Raw genomic sequence first — 22834 nt, 5'->3', positions numbered from 1 at the left:
TAATCGAACATTTTGACACTTTAACGACAATCTTACAAAAATATTGCACCTCCTGAAATAGAAAAATATAGTAGCCTTAAGTTATCAACAAATTAACGTTTTTATGCATATAAAACGGTGGAAATTGGAATATGTAGGAATATCCCTGTAAAAAATTGTTTTTCAAGGGCTTAAGAAAAGTATTGGAAAGGGGATACAAGGAAAATCAAATAGGTCGACAGGGTAAGATAGGGGAGGGTTTATTTAGATGATATTAAAGACTGCTAAAAATATACAAATTACAACAGCTGATAAAATACCAATTAAAATTACAACCATAGCGCGAAGGACCGTATTTAGGATCCTTGTACCGACAGATATTTCTTCCATAATCATATTTGTTTCCTCTAATTTAAAAAATAAAAGCGTATAAATACTGAAGGAGGGCACTATTTCGATAAAGGGCTATATAAATCGTATATCTGGAAGATAAACGGCACAAATAATCGATAAAATGCTGATTATCAAATATCAAGATGATTTTTATCTATTGCTTAGTTTTTGATATAGTTCTTCCAAGGAAATTCCTTTGGTTTCTGGCATCATAAAATGAACAAACAGCAGTTGCAGGACCATCATGAACGCAAAAAAAGCAAAAACCAGACCAGGGCCTATCCAGCTGAATAAAAAAGGAATGGAAGATGGAATCAAAGCGGCGAGGACCCAATGGACCGAAGTTCCAAAAGTTTGGCCAGAACCCCTTAGGTGATTGGGGAAAACTTCTGCAATGAATACCCAAATCACAGCGCCTTGGCCTATGGCATGCGAGGCTATGAATAAAAATAGGAAGATGGGAACCATAATACCTTCCCAATTTAATAGAAAGGCCGCTGCCACAAGGGACAGGGATAAAATATAGCCAAAAGACCCATAATACATCAATTTCTTTCTCCCAAGCCTATCGATCAGGAAGATGCCCAAAAGCGTAAAGAGCAAGTTTGTTGCTCCAATTCCCACACTGCTCAAGAGCGCTGTGCTCTCTCCTAAACCTGCGGTTTCAAAAATACGGGGCGCAAAATATAAAAATGCATTGATGCCGGATAATTGATTGAAAAATGCAATGAGAAAAGCAAGGATTAATGGAAATCGATATTTCTTTAAAAAGATATGTTCCTTGTGATTTTCAGCGGTGTCTTCAATGGTTGTCTTTAACATGGAAACCGTAATTTCGGAATCAAATGAAGCTAGAATCTGGGCCGCTTCTTCGTCTCTCTTTTTTGTGACCAGCCATCTGGGGCTTTTTGGGACCCATAAAACGCAAATAGAATAAATGATTGCGGGTAGAGCCTCTATTCCAACCATCCAGCGCCAATCATTTTCCCCGAACCCACTAAAAAGGTAATTGGAGATAAAAGCAATGAGTATGCCCAAAACCAACATGAATTGATAGAAACCCACTAATCTCCCCCGATCTTTGGCAGGTGCAATCTCAGAAATATAGGTCGGTGCCGCTACGGTTGAAGCACCAACACCTAGCCCGCCGATAAACCTAAAAATACCAAATGTGACGGGGTCGTTGGCAAAGGCCGATCCCAAGGCGGAAATTGAATAGAAAACCCCTATCCAAATCAAGGTTTTTTTCCTGCCGAGAGTATTGGTGGGAAGGAACCCTAAAAGCGCACCAACCACGGTGCCATATAGTGCCATTCCTATGACAACAGTGCCGTGAAATACATCTGAGGATCCCCAAAGTTGTTGTAAAGTTTTTTCAGCGCCACTGATAACGACAGTGTCAAAACCAAATAAGAATCCGGAAAGGGCTACAATTAATGAAGCCTGGGTAATTTTTTTGTGCATGGCCAAATACGGTTGATTGCCTTAAATCTATGAAAAATAATTATAGTGGTACAATGCAGGTTTTAATATGATCCATAATTTGGGACGTAGCCCCTATGCTCGCATTGATATATGTGCTGTTGATGTCCCCGGTCTTTTTTAAATATACAGCATCGGAGAGGAAATGGGTCATCTGTTGTTCAAAGGCTTTTGTAGATGTCACCACTATAATTCCCTTTTGGGAAACCAGGTCTTCGGCTTCCTTAAATCCATTATAATGGGGCCCAATGATTACGGGTATACCAAACACAGCTGGTTCTAAAGTGTTATGCAAACCTTTGTTGCCAAAGCCGCCACCTACATAGGCAATATCGGCATAGCTATAAATTTTGGTTAACAACCCAATGGTGTCTATGATCAATACCTCTGTATCTTTTAGTGTTTCAGAAGTGATTTCAGAATAGAGCATCACATTTTTGCTAAAGGACTTTTTTAATATATTAATTTGTTCCGTTTTGATGTTGTGTGGTGCCAAAACATACTTTGTAGAGCTATTGTCGCTATTGATATGCGGAATTAAAATAGCTTCATCCTCGGGCCAGGTGCTGCCGGCAATAAAACAAGGGTATTCTTGTTTAAACTGCATCATAAAATCCAGACTGTTGTCCCGTTCCAAAATCTTGGATACCCGATCAAATCTAGTGTCGCCGCTAATCGTCACATTGCGAAACCCAATGCCGTGCAATCTGGTTTCTGAATCTTTATCTTGTACAAAAAAATGGGTAAACGCTTTTAAGGCATTCCGCATAAATCCCCCATACCATCTAAAGAACACATGGTTTTTTTTAAAAAGGGCAGAGACCAGAAGTGTGGGAGTCCCAGCGCGATCAAGTTGGCGAAGATATCCCGGCCAAACCTCATACTTTACAAAAATGGCCAGTTCCGGATGGGCTATTTTCAAAAATTTGGAAACATTCTTTCGGGTGTCCAAGGGCAGATAGATGGTGCAATCGGCAATCGTATTCTTTTTTTTGACCTCGTAACCCGAAGGTGAAAAAAAACTGAGCAATAGGGTATGGCTAGGATAAACTTCTTTTAATTGTTCTATAATAGGTAAGCCTTGTTCGTATTCCCCCAAGGAGGCTGTGTGTATCCATAATACCCTGTCTTCCGCTGATATGTTTTGGGTCAGTGTAGTCCAAGTAGACTTTCTACCTTGTACAAAAAGCTGGATTTTAGGATTGAAAAGGGCCACAATCTTTAGGAAAAAAGCGGCAATGGACACGGCAAGATTGTAGAGGTGGTACACTTGGTAATCGTTTGTTGCTAAAATACACTCTTTCCATAAATTCATTGGCATCCGTTCCTTATTTTTGTAATTTCGCTATCTTAATACATATAGATGAAGAAAATTCATATGGTTGACCTCAATGGTCAGTACCAAGCCATCAAAACGCAAGTAAATTCCTCTATTGCCCAAATTTTAGAAACATCAGCTTTTATCAATGGTCCGGAAGTCCATGCTTTTCAGAAGGAAATGGAGTCCTATCTCGGCGTAAAGCATGTAATTCCATGTGCCAATGGGACGGATGCTTTGCAAATAGCGATCATGGGACTTGGCCTAAAACCAGGAGATGAAATCATCACAGCAGATTTTACCTTTGCAGCGACCGTAGAGGTTATCGCTCTCCTACAATTAACTCCTGTATTGGTAGATGTGCTGCCCGATACCTTTAATATTGATCCCGCCGCTATTGAAAAGGCTATTACACCTAAAACAAAAGCAATTGTTCCCGTGCATTTATTTGGTCAATGTGCCAATATGGATGCGATTATGGAGATTGCGGAAAAGCATAAATTGTATGTTGTTGAGGACAATGCTCAGGGAATAGGGGCAGATCATATATCGGCCAAAGGCCATAAAAGCAAAGCCGGAACTATAGGGCATGTGGCCGCCACCTCCTTCTTTCCCTCAAAGAATTTAGGTTGCTACGGGGATGGAGGCGCTATATTTACCAATGACGATGCCTTGGCCCATACCTTGAGAGGAATGGTAAACCATGGTATGTACGAGCGTTACCATCACGATGTAGTAGGCGTAAATTCCAGATTAGACTCCATTCAGGCAGCCGTACTTCGGGCAAAATTGCCTTTATTGGATGAGTATAACAACAAAAGGCGAACCGCAGCACGGAAATATTCTGCGGCACTTTCAGGGCATGCCAATATTATTTTGCCTAAAATGGTGAGTGGCTGCACCGAAATTTGCGATAGCTGCAATTGTCATGTATTCCATCAATATACCCTTCGTGTGGTAAATACCGATAGGGATGCTTTGGTACAACACTTAAATGCTGCAGGAATTCCATGTGGGGTATATTATCCTATTCCACTACATTTACAAAAAGCATATAGGGATGAACGTTACAATGACGAAGATTTTCCGGTAACCAATCAATTGGTGAAAGAAGTGATTTCCCTTCCTATGCATACGGAATTGGATGACGAACAAATTGCTTATATAACGCAGACCATATTACAATTTGTAAACAAATGAAAAAAATTCTAGTCACTGGAGGACTTGGTTTTATTGGCTCACATACCGTTGTTGAATTACAACATGAAGGTTATGAAGTAATCATTATAGATGATTTGTCCAATTCTTCAGAAGAAGTACTTCGTGGAATTACATCCATTAGTGGAACAAAACCAGTATTTGAAAAATTAGATCTTCGCGAAAAAGAAAGAGTCAAGGCATTTTTTCAGCAACACCCAACTATTGAAGGCGTCATTCATTTTGCAGCTTCCAAAGCAGTAGGGGAGAGCGTGCAAAAACCTCTGGAGTACTATGAAAACAATATTGGCTCCCTAGTATATTTATTGCAAGAGCTCTCAGCTAAAAAAGGAGCGAGTTTTATTTTTAGTTCTTCCTGTACGGTCTATGGCCAGGCAGATGTGATGCCCATTACAGAAGATGCACCCATAAAGAATGCCATTTCCCCCTATGGAAATACGAAGCAAATTGGGGAAGAGATCATAAGGGATACATGTAAGGTTACCCCTGAGCTTCAGGCAATTTCGTTGCGTTACTTTAATCCGGTAGGAGCGCATCCTTCTGCTCATATTGGGGAACTGCCTACAGGAGTTCCACAGAACTTGGTTCCTTTTATTACGCAGACTGCAGCAGGATTAAGAGAAGAATTGTCCGTCTTCGGAGATGATTATCCTACTTCGGATGGTACTTGCGTTCGGGATTATATTCACGTGGTAGATTTAGCCAAGGCGCATGTTGCTGCCTTGAATAGACTTTTATCGGGAAAGAATGCGGAAAATTACGAAGTTTTCAATATAGGTACAGGTAAGGGGAGTACCGTCTTGGAAGTGATTCAGAGCTTTGAGCGTACGTCCGGAAAATCATTAAATTATAAAGTGGTTGATCGGCGAGAAGGGGATGTTTCGGTGGCCTATGCCGATACAACCAAAGCCAATACGGTTTTAGGTTGGAAAGCCAAAGGAACTTTGGACGAGGCCATAGGGTCTGCATGGGATTGGGAGCGCAAGATCAGAAAGCTATAAAGACCATAGGGTCTCTGGATATAACACTTAATATAGGATAAGATGAAAAAAATAATGCTGCCTTTTGCCCTTTTGTTTGCCGTCTTGGTAGCGGCACAAGATACCTATTTGCAATGTGGGACAATTGTTGATACCAAATCAGGAAAAACCCTTAAGGAAAAGACCATTGTGATTTCTGGGAGTACTATTAAAAGTATCCGTAACGGTTTTGTCAATGGTTCTAAAAAAGACAATACCATCGACTTAAGAAATAAGACGGTGCTTCCTGGCTTCATTGACCTGCATGTTCATATGGAATCTGAATATGATGCCAAGTCCTATGTAGAACGCTTTACCCTCAATGAAGCTGATGTTGCTTTTCAGTCTACAGTTTATGCCGAACGTACTCTTATGGCCGGCTTTACAACGGTTCGGGATTTAGGCGGAACGGGAGTGAATATTGCCTTGCGCAATGCCATTAATGGGGGGAAAGTAGTTGGACCCAGAGTGTACACTGCCGGTAAATCCATTGCATCTACAGGGGGGCATGCCGATCCCACGAATGGAATGAAAAAAGCATTTATGGGCGACCCAGGACCTGAAGAAGGCGTGGTAAACTCTCCGGCGGATGGTAGAAAAGCAGTAAGACAACGCTATAAAAGTGGCGCGGATGTTATTAAAATCACAGCTACGGGCGGTGTGCTCAGTGTGGCCAAGAATGGTCAGAATCCGCAATTTACCCTAGAAGAAATTAAAGCGATTACGGCAACGGCCAATGATTATGGAATGCTTACGGCTGCCCATGCACACGGAGATGAAGGGATGCAACGAGCGGTAAAAGGAGGTATAAAAACTATTGAGCATGGTACCAAAATGAGTGAGGAAACTATGGATTTGATGATTAAGCACGATAGTTATTTGGTGCCAACCATTACTGCAGGAAAACAAGTGACCGAGAAAGCAGAAATCCCTGGTTTTTTTCCGGAGGTAGTTGCAGGAAAAGCCCGAGAAATAGGTCCTTTGATTCAAGATATGTTCGCTAGGGCTTATAAGAAAGGAGTTCCTATTGCTTTTGGTACGGATGCGGGAGTCTTTCCCCATGGGTTAAATGCCAAGGAATTTGGATATATGGTTGAGGCTGGAATGCCTATTATGGAAGCCTTGACTTCGGCCACGGTCACCAATGCAGATCTTTTGGGTGTTGGCGATAGTCTGGGGCAGATAAAAACGGGGTACTTAGCAGATATTGTTGCTGTTGATGGAAACCCTCTGCAAGATGTTGCTTTGTTGGAAGAGGTTAGTTTTGTAATGAAGAATGGAGTGGTCTATAAGAACAAGTAGGCAAGATGCTATAAAAGAAGTAATCAGGGCAACCGTGCTGGGGTATTCCTTCGTACATAGCATATGAAGGAAGATTTTTCAACACCAGTGGAAATGCTCTATAGCGCCATACAGTTAAACCTATACAAAGAAGTGGTAGAGCAGCTGACCAAGGATTTTAACGCGGTTAATATAGCGGTAGATTTTTCTGAAGTGGAGAAGCCCGAAAAATTAGTGGAGCGTTTGCATGAGAAAGTCTATGTTTTACTCTTGGAAAAATTTGATGACTATCTCAATGTGTTGTACCGTATTGATGTTCCAGAGAAAGCGTTTAAGTCCATAAGTCTTACCGATGTGGTCGAAGTGGCTAAAGAAGCTTCTTTTTTGATTCTAAAAAGAGAATTCCAAAAAGTACAGTTTAGAAACAAATACACGTCCTAAAAATAGAGGCGCACAAAGGGTACTATAGAATCGGCATAGATGCTTCGACCTTCCTCGTGTAGAACGTTATAGCGCAAACCAAAAGTAACATTGCGGTTGGTGTAGCCCACTCCTAAAAATAAGGCCGGAGACCAATAGTTATCCGTAATGTCTCCCGCAAAGGTCGCTAGTCTTCTTTGAATGCGAAGTTGTTCAAATTCCTCGGAAAGTTGTAAGAAAGGAAGCGGGTTGTACAGGGAAAGCAAGTTTCCTCCATAAGCCAGTAATCTGTCCTCTGCAAACTTGGCATAATTAACACTTAGGCCCAGGCCAACAGCAACTTGTTGGTTAAACTCGTAAATACCACTTGGAGCTAATACTCCATTGAAGGTGTCGTTTCCAAATCCCAAGCCCAAACCTCCGCCAAATCTAACGTTTTTCCAAAATGCATTGGTGTCGTTCTGGGCACTGCCAATGAAGGGAATAGCAACAAAAAATAACACAAAAAATGCCTTTTTTATGGTAAAGGAATCATTTTTCTTCATTGTCGTTAATTTTTTCCAATAATACCGTCTAAGATAAGACTAGAAATGTTAAATGTTGTATTTTTGATTAAATTTTGTTCTAAAGACAGAGACATCGTTCATGGATAAATATTCCTTTTTAAACGCAGCACATACCTCTTTTTTTTCAGAATTGTATGAAAAGTATGTGAAGAATCCGGATAGTGTAGAACCAAGTTGGCGCGCCTTTTTTCAAGGTTTTGATTTTGGCCAGGAAAATTTGTCTGAGGAAGGTGGTGCAGAACTATTGAGTTCCGCGCAAACTGAGATTCCACAGTCGCTTCAAAAAGAATTTCAGGTAGTAAAATTAATTGATGCTTACAGAGGAAGAGGACATCTTTTTACTAAGACAAATCCTGTACGGGAAAGACGTAAATATAGCCCTACTTTGGATATTGAGAATTTTGGATTGTCCCAGGATGACCTAAAAACGGTTTTTACGGCTGGAGAAATTCTTGGAATAGGGGCAAGTAGTCTAGAAAATATCATCAAGCATTTAACGTCTATTTATTGCGATGCCATTGGTGTAGAGTATATGTATATCCGAAATCCCGAACGATTGGAATGGATACAAAATTGGCTTAATGTTAATGACAATCATCCTATTCTCGATACTTCCCAAAAAAAACATATTCTTCGGAAATTAAATCAGGCCGTATCCTTTGAATCTTTTCTGCATACCAAGTACGTTGGGCAAAAACGATTTTCTTTGGAAGGAAACGAATCTTTGATTCCTGCACTGGATGCCGTAGTGGAAAAAGCGGCGGAAATGGGCGTGGAACAATTTGTAATGGGAATGGCCCATAGGGGAAGGTTAAATGTCCTGACCAATATCTTTGGGAAATCGGCAAAGGATATTTTCAGTGAATTTGATGGGAAAGATTATGAGCAGGAGATTTTTGACGGCGATGTAAAATATCATTTGGGTTGGACTTCCGATCGTAAATCCGATAATGGGAATAAAATAAAAATGAATATCGCGCCTAATCCTTCACATTTGGAGACGGTCGGCGCTGTGGTTGGTGGTATAAGTAGAGCAAAACAGGACACCCACTATCCAGAAGATTTTTCCAGAGTACTCCCTATTGTAGTCCATGGAGATGCCGCTATTGCCGGACAAGGATTGGTGTATGAGGTAGTGCAAATGGCCAAATTAGATGGGTACAAAACCAATGGGACTATACATATTGTGGTTAATAATCAGATTGGTTTTACGACAAATTATCTGGATGCAAGATCATCTACCTATTGTACGGATGTAGGGAAAGTCACCTTGAGTCCGGTATTGCATGTTAATGCAGATGATCCTGAAGCCGTGGTACACGCTTCCTTATTTGCATTGGAATATCGCATGCGATTTAAAAGCGATGTCTTTATAGATCTTTTGGGGTATCGAAAATACGGACATAATGAAGGGGACGAACCGCGTTTTACCCAACCCAAGTTATATAAGGCAATTGCAAAACACAAAAATGCCAGAGATATTTATGCCGCAAAGTTATTGGCAGAAGGAATCATCAAAGAAGGACATGTAAAGCAGTTGGAACAGGAATACAAGGCTTCTTTGGAAGAAGAGTTGGAAGATTCCCGTAAAGAAGATAAAACAGTGATTACTCCGTTTATGGCCGATGAGTGGAGTGGTTTTGTTCCCGTAGGAGAAGTAGAGATGGTGAAAGCTATTGATACCTCTTACGATAAAAAGAAATTAACGGAAATTGCAAAAGTAATTACCACCCTGCCGGAAGACAAAAAGTTCTTGCGAAAATTGGAACGTTTGATCGAAGCACGTAAAAAGATGTTTTTTGACACCAATGAATTGGATTGGGCCATGGGAGAACTTTTGGCCTATGGAACCTTGTTGGAAGAAGGATATGGGGTTCGTATATCGGGTCAGGACGTAGAAAGGGGCACGTTTTCTCATAGACATGCCGTTTTAAAGGTAGAGGAGAGCGAAGAAGAGGTATTGTTGTTGAACAATGTATCGGAGAAGCAGGGGCAATTTCAAATTTATAATTCCCTCTTATCAGAGTATGGTGTTGTAGGATTTGATTATGGTTATGCTATGGCAAGTCCAAATACCTTAACGATATGGGAAGCACAATTTGGGGATTTCAGTAACGGGGCCCAGATCATGTTGGATCAATACATCTCCGCAGCCGAAGACAAATGGAAATTGCAAAATGGATTGATCATGCTCTTGCCACATGGGTATGAAGGACAAGGAGCGGAACACTCATCAGCGCGTATGGAGCGTTATTTGCAATTGTGCGCTAAAGACAATATGTATATTGCCGACTGTAGTACACCCGCACAAATGTTCCATATTTTGCGACGCCAAATGAAGGCTACCTTCAGAAAACCATTGATCATTTTTACGCCTAAGAGTCTTTTGCGACATCCTCAGGCAGTGTCCACAGTAGAAGATTTGGTCTCCGGAAGCTTCCAGGAAGTAATAGACGATATAGTGGCAAAGGTAGCGGCAGTTAAGAGCTTGGTCTTCTGTACCGGTAAATTCTATTATGATTTATTGGCGGAAAAAGAAAAAGAAGGACGAGATGATGTGGCTTTGGTGCGTGTGGAACAATTGTTTCCCCTACCAGCAGATAAGATCAAGGCAATAATGAAAAAATACAAAAATGCGGAAGATTTGGTATGGGCTCAGGAAGAACCTAGAAATATGGGGGCTTGGAGTCATATTCTAATGCATTTTGATGAGGCACATAGGTTTAGAGTGGCTTCGAGAAGATTTTATGCTTCCCCGGCTGCAGGTAGTGCCGTGCGTTCCAAAAACCGACATCAACAGGTCATTGACTATGTTTTTGATAAAACAAAAGATAATATGATAAGGCGTAAATAATAAGTGACGTCTTATTGTGTAGAAGTAAAACAATAGAACCAATTAGGTTAAAACAAAGTAAAGAACGATGATTTTAGAAATGAAAGTTCCCTCTCCTGGAGAGTCCATTACCGAAGTTGAGATTGCGGAATGGTTGGTCAGTGATGGAGATTACGTAGAAAAAGACCAAGCTATAGCCGAGGTAGATTCAGATAAGGCTACTCTGGAACTCCCTGCAGAAGCTAGTGGTACCATTACTTTAAAAGCTGAAGAAGGCGATGCCGTTGCAGTTGGTGAAATTGTTTGTTTGATAGATACTGCCGCAGCGAAACCAGATGGTGCAGCCGCAGAATCGCCTAAAGAAGAGGCGCCTGCAGTAGAAAAGAAGGTAGAGGCCAAAGCTGCAGCCCCAGTAGAAACAAAAACCTATGCTACCGGTTCAACTTCTCCGGCCGCCAAGAAAATATTGGATGAAAAAGGGGTAGCTGCCAATACGGTTCAAGGCACGGGAAGAGATGGTAGAATTACTAAAGAAGATGCAGTAAAAGCTGTTCCTTCCATGGGAACACCAACTGGAGGAAGTAGAGGTGAGAGTCGTTCTAAATTATCCATGCTCAGAAGGAAAGTAGCAGAGCGTTTGGTGTCCGCCAAGAATGAAACGGCCATGTTGACCACTTTTAATGAAGTGGATATGTCTCCCATCTTTGCGTTGAGAAAAGAATATAAAGAAGATTTTAAAAGTAAACACGGGGTAAGCCTCGGGTTTATGTCTTTCTTTACCAAAGCCGTGGTTCGCGCCTTGAAAATGTATCCAGCCGTGAATTCCATGATCGATGGGAAAGAAATGATTTCCTATGATTTTTGTGATATTAGTATTGCGGTTTCCGGACCTAAAGGACTTATGGTGCCGGTTATCCGAAATGCAGAAAACCTTACCTTTAGAGGAGTGGAAGCCGAGGTGAAACGTTTGGCCATTAGGGCAAGGGAAGGGGAGATCACTGTAGATGAGATGACTGGAGGAACCTTTACCATTACCAATGGAGGGGTATTTGGTTCTATGTTATCTACACCGATCATCAACCCTCCACAGAGCGCTATTTTAGGAATGCACAATATTGTGGAACGCCCAATTGCCAAAGATGGTCAGGTGGTTATTGCACCGATCATGTATGTGGCCTTGTCCTACGATCATCGTATCATTGATGGAAAGGAATCTGTTGGCTTTTTGGTCGCGGTAAAAGAAGCTTTGGAAAATCCGGCTACTTTATTGATGGACGATAATATTAAGAAGGCTTTGGAAATGTAATCTAAGCCATTATCCATTGCACATAAAATGCTAAAGCAATCTGCTCTTTTGAATGCAAAAAAGTAGATTGCTTTATTTTTTTTGTTTCAAATACACGCAGTTCTTGTCGTAATCAATAATGGCTTTTCCTTTTCGTAGGATATCGGCACCAATAATACCATCTACGGGAAGCGACTTGTGCGCGGTAAGTGCATGGTTTACATGGCTGAGGTCAAATAATACCAATCGTACCTTCTTTTTACTCCAATGCCCAATTTCAATAATGTTTTTTTTAGAAATCTGGGTCTCCATGTCAATTGCCCCTGCCCCGGCAGCCTTCATTTTGGAATTTTTGGAGATCAGATTAAAAAAAGAGGTTTTATCAAGGCCAACACAGGTACTTGAAGCTCCAGTATCCAAAATGAAACGCCCAGTAATTCCATTGATACTTGCCGTAATTTCAAAATGATTGGTTGCCGTCAGTACTAACGGGATTTTAACGTAATTTTTTTGGGTCAAAAACTTTTTGAGGCCTTTCATGTATTCTTTTTGACAAAGATAAGTCTATTTTTGCAGCATGATACTTACAGATACACATACACACTTATATAGCGAGGCTTTTGATGCCGATCGGGACGAGGTGATCAAAAAGGCTATGGATAATGGGGTAAATCGGTTTTTTATTCCTGCAATAGATTCTACCTATACCCAATCCATGTTTGATCTAGAACAAGCGTATCCAGCTCATGTGTTTTTGATGATGGGGCTTCACCCTACCCATGTAAAAGACAATTATAAGGAAGAGCTGGCGCATGTGGAGCAGCAGTTGGCTTCCCGAAAATTCTATGCTGTTGGCGAAATAGGAGTAGACCTCTATTGGGATAAGACCCTTTTGAAAGAGCAACAAGAAGCCTTCCGGTTTCAAATTAGATTGGCCAAACAATACAAACTTCCTATCGTTATTCATTGTAGGGATGCTTTTGATGAAGTTTTTGAAGTTTTGGAGTTGGAAAAGGGAAGTGACCTATTTGGGATTTTTCACTGTTTTACTGGAACGTTAGAGCAAGCACATCGGGCAATATCCTATCAAATGAAATTGGGTATTGGAGGAGTGGTTACCTTTAAGAATGGAAAGATCGATCGGTTTTTAAATGAAATAGACCTAAAACATATTGTATTGGAAACCGATGCTCCTTATTTGGCTCCGACACCTTTTCGCGGAAAGAGAAATGAAAGCGGTCATTTAATATATGTGCTCGAAAAATTGGCTTCCATTTACGGATTGAGCAAAGAAGAGATTGCCGAAATAACAACGAAAAACTCCCGAGATATTTTTGGGGTTTAATTCAGATTGAAAACATAGTATAGAATGAGGTAAACTTGGGGAAGAAACCTGCTAACAAACAATAATGCAACTTGGAACAAAAGAAAACAAACATACTGCTCATTTATACCGGAGGAACCATTGGAATGGTCAAAGATTACGCTTCCGGAGCCTTAAAAGCTTTTAATTTTAAGAAACTCATCAAGAATATTCCAGAAATCAATCAGTTGGATTGTACGGTGAATAGCATTTCCTTTGAAGAACCTATAGATTCCTCCAATATGAATACGGAACATTGGGCAGCGATTGGAAAAATTATCGAAAGAGAGTATCAAGAGTACGATGGTTTTGTAGTACTGCATGGAAGTGATACCATGAGTTATACGGCATCGGCACTCAGCTATATGTTGGAAAACCTGGCCAAGCCCGTTATTTTTACAGGGTCTCAATTGCCGATTGGGGATTTACGCACGGATGCCAAGGAAAACCTTATTACTTCTGTACAAATAGCGGCGCTCCAGTATCGGAATAAACCGGTAATTAGGGAAGTGTGCTTGTATTTTGAGTATAAATTGTATCGTGCCAATAGAACAACAAAGATAAATGCAGAACACTTTCAGGCCTTTGCTTCCTTGAATTACCCGGCCTTGGCAGAATCCGGTGTCCATTTAAAAGTATACCATGAATATTTGATCGAAAAACCAAAAAGAACAAAGCCCTTGGTGTTGCATACTCAGATGGATAATAATGTAGCTGTACTAAAGCTCTTTCCAGGCTTTAATAAGTTTTTATTGCAAAGCGTATTGCGTACTCCCAATCTTAAAGCCTTGGTTCTGGAAACCTATGGAGCCGGTAATGCTCCAACAGATTCCTGGTTTATCGAATCTCTTAAAGAAGCCAAAAAAAAGGGGCTCTTTATTGTAAACGTTACCCAATGTTCGGGAGGAAGTGTTTTAATGGGGCAGTATGAAACCAGTGAGCAACTGAAGAGTATCGCTATTATTAACGGAAAGGATATTACAACAGAAGCGGCGATCACCAAGTTGATGTACCTCTTGGGCAATAATGTTTCCCCAAAACTATTCAAAACAATATTCGAAACTTCCTTGCGTGGTGAAATGCAAGAAAATTAACGGGTTATATTTTTGTAACTAGTATTTTTTTCGTTTTTTTGCCCACTCTTTTGAAGAGGAATAGAGAGGTGGCCGAGTGGTCGAAGGCGCACGCCTGGAAAGTGTGTATACCCCAAAAGGGTATCGAGGGTTCGAATCCCTTCCTCTCTGCAAAAGAAAAAGTCTATAATGGTATCATTATGGACTTTTTTTGTATCCAAGAATAAGTGGGGTTCAAGGTTAAAATAGTATTTGCGGAATACCCTTTTTTAAAAGTGTATTTTCCAGAAAGGCGATAGGGAATCTAATTTTTTTTGGGACCAAATTGCCCAAATGGAACAGGAGCAGCCTTAAAAAAGACAAAATTTTAAATTTCTATACCTTACTTTTGTGACGGAACGCCGTAAAAAAAACTATAGAGGTTACCATGTTGAATAAGAAGGTTTTGTGTTTTGGTTTTTGCTGTGTTTTTCTCTTTGCTTTTTCCGTTAAGACGGCAGCTCAGACGACTGCTACGCGCACCGCTGAATTAAAAAAAGAAACCGTTTTTGGTGCTTCTAGAATTTTAATAGGGCAATCTACACGAACAAGAGCGGCCGGATCATTTGAAATTACACTTCAAAATAGATTTTGGAATACCCCCGATAGTCGGGAAAATCAAAATGAAAATGCGAGGACCTTTATTGCAGATCGTATCAACTCAAGACTTGAATTGGGCTATAGTGTAAGTGACAGATTAACCCTTGGAGTGGGATATGCGACGAGATACGAATCTATTGATGGTTTTCTAAAATACAAGCTGATCCAACAAGAAGAAGGGACATTGCAGTCTCCTATAACCATTAGCGTATATCAAAACGGGGTATTTCGCAGTAAAACACCAGGTTTTGCTGATATCGATACAGATTCTGGAGGATTAACGACGCAGCTATTAGTATCTCGAAGGTTTACAGAAAACTTTTCATTTCAATTGGCTCCCAGTTATGTTTATGGCCAGATAGCAGATTCTTTTGACAATGGGGTAAGTAAGTTTTTTCTAGGTTTTGGTGCCAGATATAAAGTGGGGAAACGTGTTTCTTTGGCTTCGGAATACTATTATTATATCAATGCACCCGATGATGAGAATGTTTTTGGCCCATTTGCCATTGGGGTGAACTGGCAGGTAAAGCAATTAATACTGCAATTTAGCTTGACCAATGCCGATAAATTGGTGGAGGATAAAATATTGGGTGCTACGGCACGCAATTTCAATTTTAGGGACGGGAATCTTCATTTTGGATTCCAAGCCACGTATCTGTTAAGATTTGGAAAAACAAGATTATAGATAAATTTCCCTGTCCTTTTAAAAGGAACTTTAGGTATAAGTTTCAAGAGCAATGTTATGTTTTTAATAATTCGGGCCCTATTTTGTTAGATGGAGTCTCGGACTAAGGAGAATGTAATTTTTTTTAGTATATTGATAATAAGATATTTATAAAATTGTTTTAAGGATTGATTTTATCCTCAGGCATCATTTACTTTTCCCTATATTGGAGGTGAACAAGTTATTGCCCCCGATGCACTATAGGCTTTTTAGAAGTAGAAATTTAAGGACTTTGTAAGGAATTAGTGACTTGGTCAAATATAAAGTCCCTGTATTGTTTTTGTTTGAAGGAGCCTAATGTTTTTGTTATAGATTACCAAGGGCGGAAAATGCAAGAAAATTAACGGGTTAAATTTCTTTAACTAATATTTTTTTTGTTATTTGGCCCTCCTTAAAAAGTGAAATAGTAGAGTGGTGTAAGATATCCTTCTTTAAAATGGGCTCATCAGAAACGATTATGTAAGAATGGATAGATAGTAGCAAAGCTGCATTCCCATCATTTAAAATTTAATTTTTTAATTATAAAAATTTTTTATCTTTAACCCGATTAACTAACGAATATTTAAGTTTTAAGAAAATGAAAAAATTATTCTCTGTCCTAGCAGTGGCTGGGCTATTTGTCCTAAGTACGAGCACTGTAAGTGCAAAAACAATAGTTTCCAACCTATCTGCAACGGCAGTAATCCTACAAGATGCTCCGGAAGAAGCTGCGAAAGGATTTACGCAAGTTTTAAAAGAGCAGTTTATTCAAGGGGGTGCCGGATTTATGGGTATCGTTCTTTTGTGTTTGATTTTAGGATTGGCCGTGGCTATTGAAAGAATCATCTATCTTAATTTAGCGAGCACTAACAGTAACAAATTGAAGCAACAAGTTGAAGATGCCTTGGCTTCTGGTGGTGTTGAAGCTGCTAAAGAAGTATGTAGAAACACAAAAGGACCTGTAGCTTCTATTTTTTATCAAGGATTAGACCGTGCAGGAGAAAGTATCGAATCTGCGGAAAAAGCGGTAGTTTCTTATGGAGGTGTACAAATGGGACAACTGGAGAAAAACGTTTCATGGCTTTCTTTATTTATTGCTATTGCACCGATGCTTGGTTTCATGGGAACGGTAATTGGTATGATTCAGGCCTTCCAGAAAATTGCAGCTGTAGGTAACTTGAGTGCCTCTCTTATTGCAGGAGATATTCAGGTGGCACTTTTGACTACGGTATTTGGTCTTATTACGGCGATTATCCTTCAGATTTTCTACAACTACATTATTGCAAAAATAGATAGTATCGTAAATGATATGGAAGACTCTTCAATCTCTTTGATTGATATGTTGGTAGACCACAAGAAATAAGTTCAACCTAATACAAAAAGCATTATGCAGAAGATTATAAAAATTGTATTGGTAGTTATTTCATTAATAGGTGCCGTGCTATGGTTTCAATTGCCTTCTAAAGAATTTTCAGAGGCAAATCCAGCAGAAGCTGCCAAGGACGGATATATGGCAGCAATGTTCATGATTACTTATATATTATTGGGTATAGCTGTTGTAGTTAGTGTTTTCTTTACCCTAAAGAATTTGTTTTCCAATCCGGCAGGATTGAAGAAAGCATTATATGTGATAGGAGCATTGGTCGTTGTTGTTGTTATTTCATTTGCTTTGGCAAGTGGGGATGACGTAAATCCTGAGCTAATGGCTGCACAGGAAGTAGATGAGACCGTTGTGAAGCGTATAGGTGTAGGATTAAATGTTTTCTTTATCCTTACGATTGTGGCAGTGGCCTCTATGGTCTTGCCAGGAGTCAAAAAATTATTCAGTAAATAATATAATACTAAGAAGTTATGCCAAAAAGAGGAGCACCACCAGAGGTAAATGCAGGGTCAATGGCAGATATAGCATTCTTATTGCTTATCTTCTTCCTAGTGACCACCATTATCCCAACGGATGCAGGTTTAGATAGAATGCTGCCTCCTATTGAACCACCAGAAGATGACGTTGTGATTAAGCAAAAGAATATCTTTCAGGTTAATATCAATAAGAACGGACAGTTATTGGTCGAGGAGGAATTGGTTCCTTTGAAAGATCTTAAAGCGAAAGCAGTGGCATTCTTGGACAATGGAGGAGCGGCTGCCGGAACGCCGGAATACTGCAATTACTGTAAAGGTAAAAGGGATCCAGAATCTTCGGATAACCCGGGAAAGGCAATTATATCATTAAAGAATGATAGAGAAACCAAGTATGCGATTTATATTACTGTTCAGAATGAATTGGTAGGTGCTTATAATGAGCTTAGGAACCGAGAGGCCCAGCGATTGTTTGGTAAGGATTTTACAGAGATGGAAGCCACCTATCTCAGTCAGGATTCTGGCCTGTCGGAAACGGCAAAGGAGAAATTAAAGGGGCAGGTGAAACAAATTCAGGATCTTTTTCCTCAGAAATTATCCGAAGCTGAAACTTCGGCTTCAAATTAATTGAACGGCTAAAAAAACAAAGAAAATGTCAAAATTTAAAAAGAAAAAAGATGGGGATTTGCCAGCGGTTTCAACGGCATCACTTCCAGACATTGTATTTATGCTCTTGTTTTTCTTTATGACGGTTACCGTGATGAAGGACAGTACGGTAAAAGTGGAGAATACACTACCGAATGCCAGTGAAATAAAAAAATTGGAGAAATTAGATCAAGTAATCTATATCTATGTGGGAGCCCCTACGCGGGAATTTCAAAAAGTATATGGTACGGAGTCGAAAATTCAATTGAATGATAAGTTTTCTGATGTAGATGCCGTAGGGTCATATATCTTGGCGGAAAGAGCGAAAAAAGATCAAGCGTTACAGAACTTTTTAACAACTTCATTAAAAGTTGATAAGAATGCGAATATGGGATTGATTTCCGATATCAAGCAAGAACTTAGAAAGGTGAATGCATTGAAAGTGAACTATACTACGTATGACGGTGATGCATTTATGAATTTGCAGAACTAGATTGTAGAAAATAAGATTTTAAAAAACGCTTCAAAAGTAATTTTGAAGCGTTTTTTTATTGATAGATTTTGAATACTTTTATAAATGGTGCAAGATGCACTCTTAAAACCTTTGTGGCAATGCGTAGATTCTTGGGAGTTTTTCTTTTAATGTGGGCAAGTAGTACAATTGCTCAAGAGGGGGATTTAGACGAGAATTACTTGGAGGATCAGTTTTATGTGGGTATTACGTATAACTTTTTGTTAGAACGGCCCCAGGGAGTTTCTCAGCAAAATTTATCCTATGGATTACAATTGGGTTTTATAAAGGATTTGCCTATAAATAGTGAAAGAACATTTGGTTTTGGAATCGGACTGGGGTACGCTGTGAATTCATACTACAGTAATTTGGTAGCTCAGGAAACATCTACAGATTTTACCTATGCCGTATTCAATGACAATAGTGGTTTTAAACGTAATAAATTAGAAAACCATCTTGTTGAACTGCCTTTGGAGTTGCGTTGGCGTACTTCTAATCCGGAGAGTACAAAATTCTGGAGAATCTACACGGGAATCAAATTTGGATACGCTTTTGGAAATCGCTCCAAATTGGTGCTTGAGGAAACTAAAAACAGCTTTTTTAATAGGGATGCCAGAGATTTTCAATCGGGAGTTACGCTGAGCTTTGGTTACAATACCTTTAATATCCATGCCTATTATGGATTAAATTCCCTGTTTAATGATGGTGTGCAAACCACTACAGGAGAAGATATCGGGTTTAGACCTCTAAGACTCGGAATTATTTTCTATATTTTGTAGAGATAATAAAAATCCATTAGTATAAGTTGTTTACATAAAGCATGTTATAAATGTGTGCTTCCCTTTTTTTACTTTTCCAGTTAAGAAAATAATCACTTGGCATAGAAATTGTTGTATTGATTCTGGCTAGAACCCTTCTTATAAAGAAGTTTAGAAGTCGCCCCATTCCATATTCTAGTTGTTATTGTCATGTATCTATTTTGTTCAATATAAAATCAATACAATTATGTCAAGTAAATCAACTCCTCCAGAGGTCAATGCAGGCTCTATGGCCGACATTGCATTTTTATTGCTTATCTTTTTTTTGGTCACTACGGTAATCCCTACCGATGCCGGTTTGGACAGACAGCTTCCGCGAAAAGATAAAACTCAGCCAGATCCGCCTCCAATTCACCATCGTAATATATTGACAGTAGTCGTTGGGGAAAACAATCAAATCTTGGTGGAAGAAGAGGTCGTCCCCATCACGGCTTTGCGAAAGATTGCCCGAGAATTTTTGGATAACGGGGGCGCAACACCCAATGGAGAGGTTGCCTTTTGTGATTATTGCTTAGGAGCCCGGGATGTACAGTCTTCAGATAACCCGGATAAAGCGGTCATTTCGTTAAAGAGTAATAGGAAAGCATTATATGGAACCTATATTACCGTGCAAAATGAATTGGTAGGAGCCTATAACGAACTTCGCGATAGAGAAGCACAACGGTTGTATCAAATGGATTATACGGCAATGGATGCTAAGTATAACGATGCGAAAACATCGAAAAAAGAAAAAGAAACCCTAAGGATGAAGATTAAGGAAATACAAGCCTTATTTCCGTTAAAACTTTCCGAGGCAGAAACCATTGAAACAAAAACTAAAAATTAATAAGATGTCAAAATTTAAAAAGAAACCAAATGGGGACGTTCCAAAGGTATCAACAGCGTCGCTACCCGATATTGTCTTTATGCTGTTATTTTTCTTTATGACGGTGACGGTAATGAAAGATACCACACTCAAAGTAGAAAATACCTTGCCGAATGCCAGTGAAATTAAAAAATTAGAGAAACAGGACCGTCTGATTTACATCCATATAGGAAAACCAACCCAGGAATATCGCAGAATTGCAGGAGAAGAACCCGTTGTTCAAATGAATGAGTCTTTTCTAAAGCTAAATCAGATAGGTGCTCGTGTATTAGAAGAAATTGGTAAAAAGCCACAGCATATTCAACCTTTTGTCACCGTGGTATTGAAAGTGGATCGAACGGCCAACATGGGTTTAATATCCGATGTAAAGGAAGAGCTGCGAAAGGTAAACGCTTTGAAAATCAATTACACCACCTATGATGGAGATGCTTTTGAAAATTTTTAAGAAAGATAAGTGATGTCCATAAAGAATTGGAGCTAGATATGCGGAATAGTCATATCCAGAATCGCACCGTGAGCAATTGTGATGTAAAACCAATAATAAAACCAATCAATAGCTCCACCTTATTATGCGCCTTTAAATATAGTCGGGAAGTGGCCACAAGTCCAGTCGCCAGGGTCAAAATACTAATGCCTAAAGTGATGTTCATTTCAAAATGAATACTAAGGCTCACCAGAAACATCAGTATGCTTCCCATACCCATCATGTGTATACTGCTTTTAAAGTTGGCAAAGAGCAGTAATAAGGCCATTACCGAAGCTGAAATTAAGCCCAGGAAGTAGTAATTGAGCTCAACGATGAAATTGCTGGGAATCACTTTAAGAAAAACCATAAGTAAGAGCGCAATACTAATATAAAGCGGGTATTTGCGCTCCTTGATCGAGGGCATAAAAATGGAATTGACCAAGCCTATGTTCTTAAGGATAAAAAAGCAGATGATCGGAATAATGACCGTTAGGATAAAAATGGGTAAAATGTTTCCGCTCTGGAGTTCCAAAGGCGTGTATTTTGGGGTTACCCTAAAATAAATAAGCGTACCGACAATAGGAATGAATAAAGGATGGAAAATATGTGAGATTACTTTATGGAAAGCCCTCATTATATCTGTTTTCTAAGCCTTGCAACAGGAATGCCAAGCTGCTCCCGATATTTGGCTACCGTTCTTCTGGCTATAGGATAGCCTTTTTCTTTTAAGATGGTGGCCAATTTATCATCGGTCAAGGGTTTGCGCTTCTCTTCTTCCCCAATGACCGTTTCCAGAATCTTCTTGATTTCCTTGGTAGAAACATCTTCCCCTTGCTCGTTTTTCATCGATTCGGAGAAGTATTGTTTTATCAGTTTTGTTCCGTAGGGCGTATCTACATATTTGCTGTTGGCTACACGGGATACCGTGGAAACATCCATTTGGATGGCATCGGCAATGTCCTTTAAAATCATGGGGCGCAGCTTGCGTTCATCCCCGGTAAGGAAATATTCCTTTTGATACTGCATAATAGCATTCATCGTAATGAAAAGCGTTTGCTGACGCTGTCTTATCGCATCGATAAACCATTTGGCAGCATCTAACTTCTGTTTGATGAAGAGTACGGTATCTTTTTGGGATTTAGATTTATCCTTGGTGTTTTTATAGCCTTCCAGCATATTGTGATACTCTCTGGACACATGAAGTTCGGGAGCATTACGTCCGTTCAGGCTAAGCTCTAGGTTGCCTTCTACAATTCTAATGGAAAAGTCTGGTACAATATGCTCTATGATTCTAGTATTACCGGAATACGATCCCCCAGGTTTAGGGTTTAGTCGCTCAATTTCAGAAATGGCCTCTTTCAATTCTTCTTCGGAGATATTGTATTTTTGAAGAAGTTTTTGATAGTGTTTTTTGGTAAATTGTTCAAAGGATTTTTCAAGAATGCGAATGGCCAGTGCAATGCTGGGAGAAGTCTCTTTTCGTTTCAATTGAATGATAAGACATTCTTCCAAAGATCGAGCTCCAACACCAGGCGGATCTAATTCTTGAACTATTTTTAAGGTTTTCTCTACGGTAGCTTCATCGGTGTAGATGTTTTGGGTAAAAGCCAAATCGTCCGTAATATCCGAAAGTGGTCTTCGGATATATCCGCTTTCATCAACACTGCCCACTAGAAATTCAGCAATGCCCCATTCATCCGGGTTTAGATATACCGTATTCAATTGATTCAGTAGGTATTGATTAAAAGAAGTGCCAGCCGCATAGGGAACACTTTTTTCATCATCATCGGCACTATAGTTATTGGCTTGTGTGCGATATTCGGGAATTTCATCATCACTTAGGTAATCATCAATATTGATATCTTCTGCATTGATGGATTCACTATCCGTATCTCCTTCATAAGTGTCGGCAAAATCGTCCTCTAGGCTATCACTTTGTTCTTTCCCACTTTCCAATGCCGGGTTCTCTTCCAGTTCTTGTTCCAGTCGTTGCTCAAAAGCTTGTGTAGGCAATTGAATCAGTTTCATTAACTGAATCTGCTGCGGTGACAGCTTTTGCGATAGTTTAAACTGTAAATATTGTTTTAGCATCGGGGAATGTTC

General features: G+C 39.7%; 22 protein-coding genes and 1 tRNA gene. 17 read left to right on the top strand and 6 right to left on the bottom strand.

Annotation, left to right across the window (positions count from 1 at the left end; genetic code table 11):
* Positions 1-522: 522 nt before the first annotated feature.
* Complete coding sequence (locus ACEXOE_RS03920) at positions 523-1836, bottom strand: sugar porter family MFS transporter (RefSeq protein WP_394747421.1); 1314 nt, start codon at positions 1834-1836, stop codon at positions 523-525.
* A gap of 40 nt (positions 1837-1876) precedes the next feature.
* Positions 1877-3175 (bottom strand): 3-deoxy-D-manno-octulosonic acid transferase, encoded by a 1299-nt coding sequence (locus ACEXOE_RS03915; protein WP_394747420.1) that lies wholly within the window; start codon positions 3173-3175, stop codon positions 1877-1879.
* 42 nt (positions 3176-3217) lie between these two features.
* Between ACEXOE_RS03915 and ACEXOE_RS03910 the strand changes: the two genes are divergently transcribed.
* The 4 genes from ACEXOE_RS03910 to ACEXOE_RS03895 all read left to right on the top strand — a co-directional run bounded on the left by ACEXOE_RS03910 (position 3218) and on the right by ACEXOE_RS03895 (position 7131).
* Positions 3218-4372 (top strand): DegT/DnrJ/EryC1/StrS family aminotransferase, encoded by a 1155-nt coding sequence (locus ACEXOE_RS03910; RefSeq protein ID WP_394747419.1) that lies wholly within the window; start codon positions 3218-3220, stop codon positions 4370-4372.
* Positions 4369-5391 carry a UDP-glucose 4-epimerase GalE gene (gene galE / locus ACEXOE_RS03905; protein WP_394747418.1) on the top strand — a complete coding sequence of 341 codons (1023 nt, stop codon included), beginning with the start codon at positions 4369-4371 and terminating at the stop codon, positions 5389-5391. The genes ACEXOE_RS03910 and galE overlap by 4 nt, the downstream gene beginning before the upstream one ends.
* 42 nt (positions 5392-5433) lie before the next feature.
* Positions 5434-6711, top strand: a complete 1278-nt coding sequence (locus ACEXOE_RS03900; RefSeq protein ID WP_394747417.1) for a metal-dependent hydrolase family protein — start codon at positions 5434-5436, stop codon at positions 6709-6711.
* 63 nt (positions 6712-6774) lie between these two features.
* A complete protein-coding gene (locus ACEXOE_RS03895) occupies positions 6775-7131 on the top strand; it encodes a hypothetical protein (RefSeq protein ID WP_394747416.1) in 357 nt (118 codons plus the stop codon).
* Here the strand turns inward: ACEXOE_RS03895 and ACEXOE_RS03890 are convergent.
* On the bottom strand, positions 7128-7655 hold the full coding sequence (locus ACEXOE_RS03890; RefSeq protein ID WP_394747415.1) for an alpha-ketoglutarate decarboxylase: 528 nt from the start codon (positions 7653-7655) through the stop codon (positions 7128-7130). The genes ACEXOE_RS03895 and ACEXOE_RS03890 overlap by 4 nt on opposite strands.
* Positions 7656-7755: 100 nt before the next feature.
* On the opposite strand from ACEXOE_RS03890, the gene ACEXOE_RS03885 reads away from it, so the two are divergent.
* On the top strand, positions 7756-10530 hold the full coding sequence (locus tag ACEXOE_RS03885; protein WP_394747414.1) for a 2-oxoglutarate dehydrogenase E1 component: 2775 nt from the start codon (positions 7756-7758) through the stop codon (positions 10528-10530).
* A 67-nt stretch (positions 10531-10597) separates the two neighbouring features.
* Entirely contained in the window at positions 10598-11815 is a 1218-nt protein-coding gene (odhB, locus tag ACEXOE_RS03880; protein WP_394747413.1) for a 2-oxoglutarate dehydrogenase complex dihydrolipoyllysine-residue succinyltransferase, read from the top strand.
* A 72-nt stretch (positions 11816-11887) separates the two neighbouring features.
* On the opposite strand, the gene ACEXOE_RS03875 is transcribed toward odhB, so the two are convergent.
* Positions 11888-12334, bottom strand: coding sequence for a retropepsin-like aspartic protease family protein (locus tag ACEXOE_RS03875; RefSeq protein WP_394747412.1), 447 nt, complete (start codon positions 12332-12334; stop codon positions 11888-11890).
* A gap of 37 nt (positions 12335-12371) precedes the next feature.
* Here ACEXOE_RS03875 and ACEXOE_RS03870 point away from each other — a divergent pair, with 37 nt between their 5' ends.
* The 11 genes from ACEXOE_RS03870 (at position 12372) to ACEXOE_RS03820 (ending at position 20710) form a co-directional block, all read left to right on the top strand.
* Entirely contained in the window at positions 12372-13139 is a 768-nt protein-coding gene (locus ACEXOE_RS03870) for a TatD family hydrolase (protein ID WP_394747411.1), read from the top strand.
* A 71-nt stretch (positions 13140-13210) separates the two neighbouring features.
* Entirely contained in the window at positions 13211-14251 is a 1041-nt protein-coding gene (locus ACEXOE_RS03865; RefSeq protein WP_394747410.1) for an asparaginase, read from the top strand.
* Between the two features lie 62 nt (positions 14252-14313).
* A tRNA-Ser gene (locus ACEXOE_RS03860) sits at positions 14314-14401 on the top strand.
* 256 nt (positions 14402-14657) lie between these two features.
* Positions 14658-15554 carry a DUF5777 family beta-barrel protein gene (locus ACEXOE_RS03855; RefSeq protein WP_394747409.1) on the top strand — a complete coding sequence of 299 codons (897 nt, stop codon included), beginning with the start codon at positions 14658-14660 and terminating at the stop codon, positions 15552-15554.
* Between the two features lie 616 nt (positions 15555-16170).
* Positions 16171-16935: a MotA/TolQ/ExbB proton channel family protein gene (locus ACEXOE_RS03850; protein WP_394747408.1), complete on the top strand. Its 765-nt coding sequence runs from the start codon at positions 16171-16173 to the stop codon at positions 16933-16935.
* Between the two features lie 24 nt (positions 16936-16959).
* The gene (locus ACEXOE_RS03845; RefSeq protein WP_394747407.1) at positions 16960-17406 is read left to right on the top strand and encodes a hypothetical protein; all 447 of its coding nucleotides are present in this window, start codon (positions 16960-16962) and stop codon (positions 17404-17406) included.
* A gap of 17 nt (positions 17407-17423) precedes the next feature.
* Complete coding sequence (locus ACEXOE_RS03840) at positions 17424-18053, top strand: ExbD/TolR family protein (protein WP_394747406.1); 630 nt, start codon at positions 17424-17426, stop codon at positions 18051-18053.
* 25 nt (positions 18054-18078) lie between these two features.
* Positions 18079-18564 (top strand): ExbD/TolR family protein, encoded by a 486-nt coding sequence (locus tag ACEXOE_RS03835; protein ID WP_394747405.1) that lies wholly within the window; start codon positions 18079-18081, stop codon positions 18562-18564.
* Between the two features lie 119 nt (positions 18565-18683).
* Entirely contained in the window at positions 18684-19361 is a 678-nt protein-coding gene (locus ACEXOE_RS03830; protein WP_394747404.1) for a porin family protein, read from the top strand.
* Between the two features lie 226 nt (positions 19362-19587).
* On the top strand, positions 19588-20226 hold the full coding sequence (locus ACEXOE_RS03825) for an ExbD/TolR family protein (RefSeq protein ID WP_394747403.1): 639 nt from the start codon (positions 19588-19590) through the stop codon (positions 20224-20226).
* Between the two features lie 4 nt (positions 20227-20230).
* Positions 20231-20710 carry an ExbD/TolR family protein gene (locus tag ACEXOE_RS03820; protein WP_394747402.1) on the top strand — a complete coding sequence of 160 codons (480 nt, stop codon included), beginning with the start codon at positions 20231-20233 and terminating at the stop codon, positions 20708-20710.
* Between the two features lie 49 nt (positions 20711-20759).
* Here ACEXOE_RS03820 and ACEXOE_RS03815 read toward each other — a convergent pair whose 3' ends face one another.
* Both ACEXOE_RS03815 and rpoN read right to left on the bottom strand, forming a co-directional pair.
* The gene (locus ACEXOE_RS03815) at positions 20760-21365 is read right to left on the bottom strand and encodes a hypothetical protein (protein WP_394747401.1); all 606 of its coding nucleotides are present in this window, start codon (positions 21363-21365) and stop codon (positions 20760-20762) included.
* Entirely contained in the window at positions 21365-22822 is a 1458-nt protein-coding gene (gene rpoN / locus ACEXOE_RS03810) for an RNA polymerase factor sigma-54 (protein WP_394747400.1), read from the bottom strand. Before rpoN ends, ACEXOE_RS03815 begins: the two co-directional genes overlap by 1 nt.
* Between the last annotated feature and the right edge of the window lie 12 nt (positions 22823-22834).

Source organism: Spongiimicrobium salis, assembly GCF_043678055.1.
Taxonomy (GTDB): Bacteria; Bacteroidota; Bacteroidia; order Flavobacteriales; family Flavobacteriaceae; genus Spongiimicrobium; species Spongiimicrobium salis.
The sequence above is the reverse complement of the archived record's forward strand: the minus strand, read 5'-3'. Positions and strand labels throughout refer to the sequence as shown.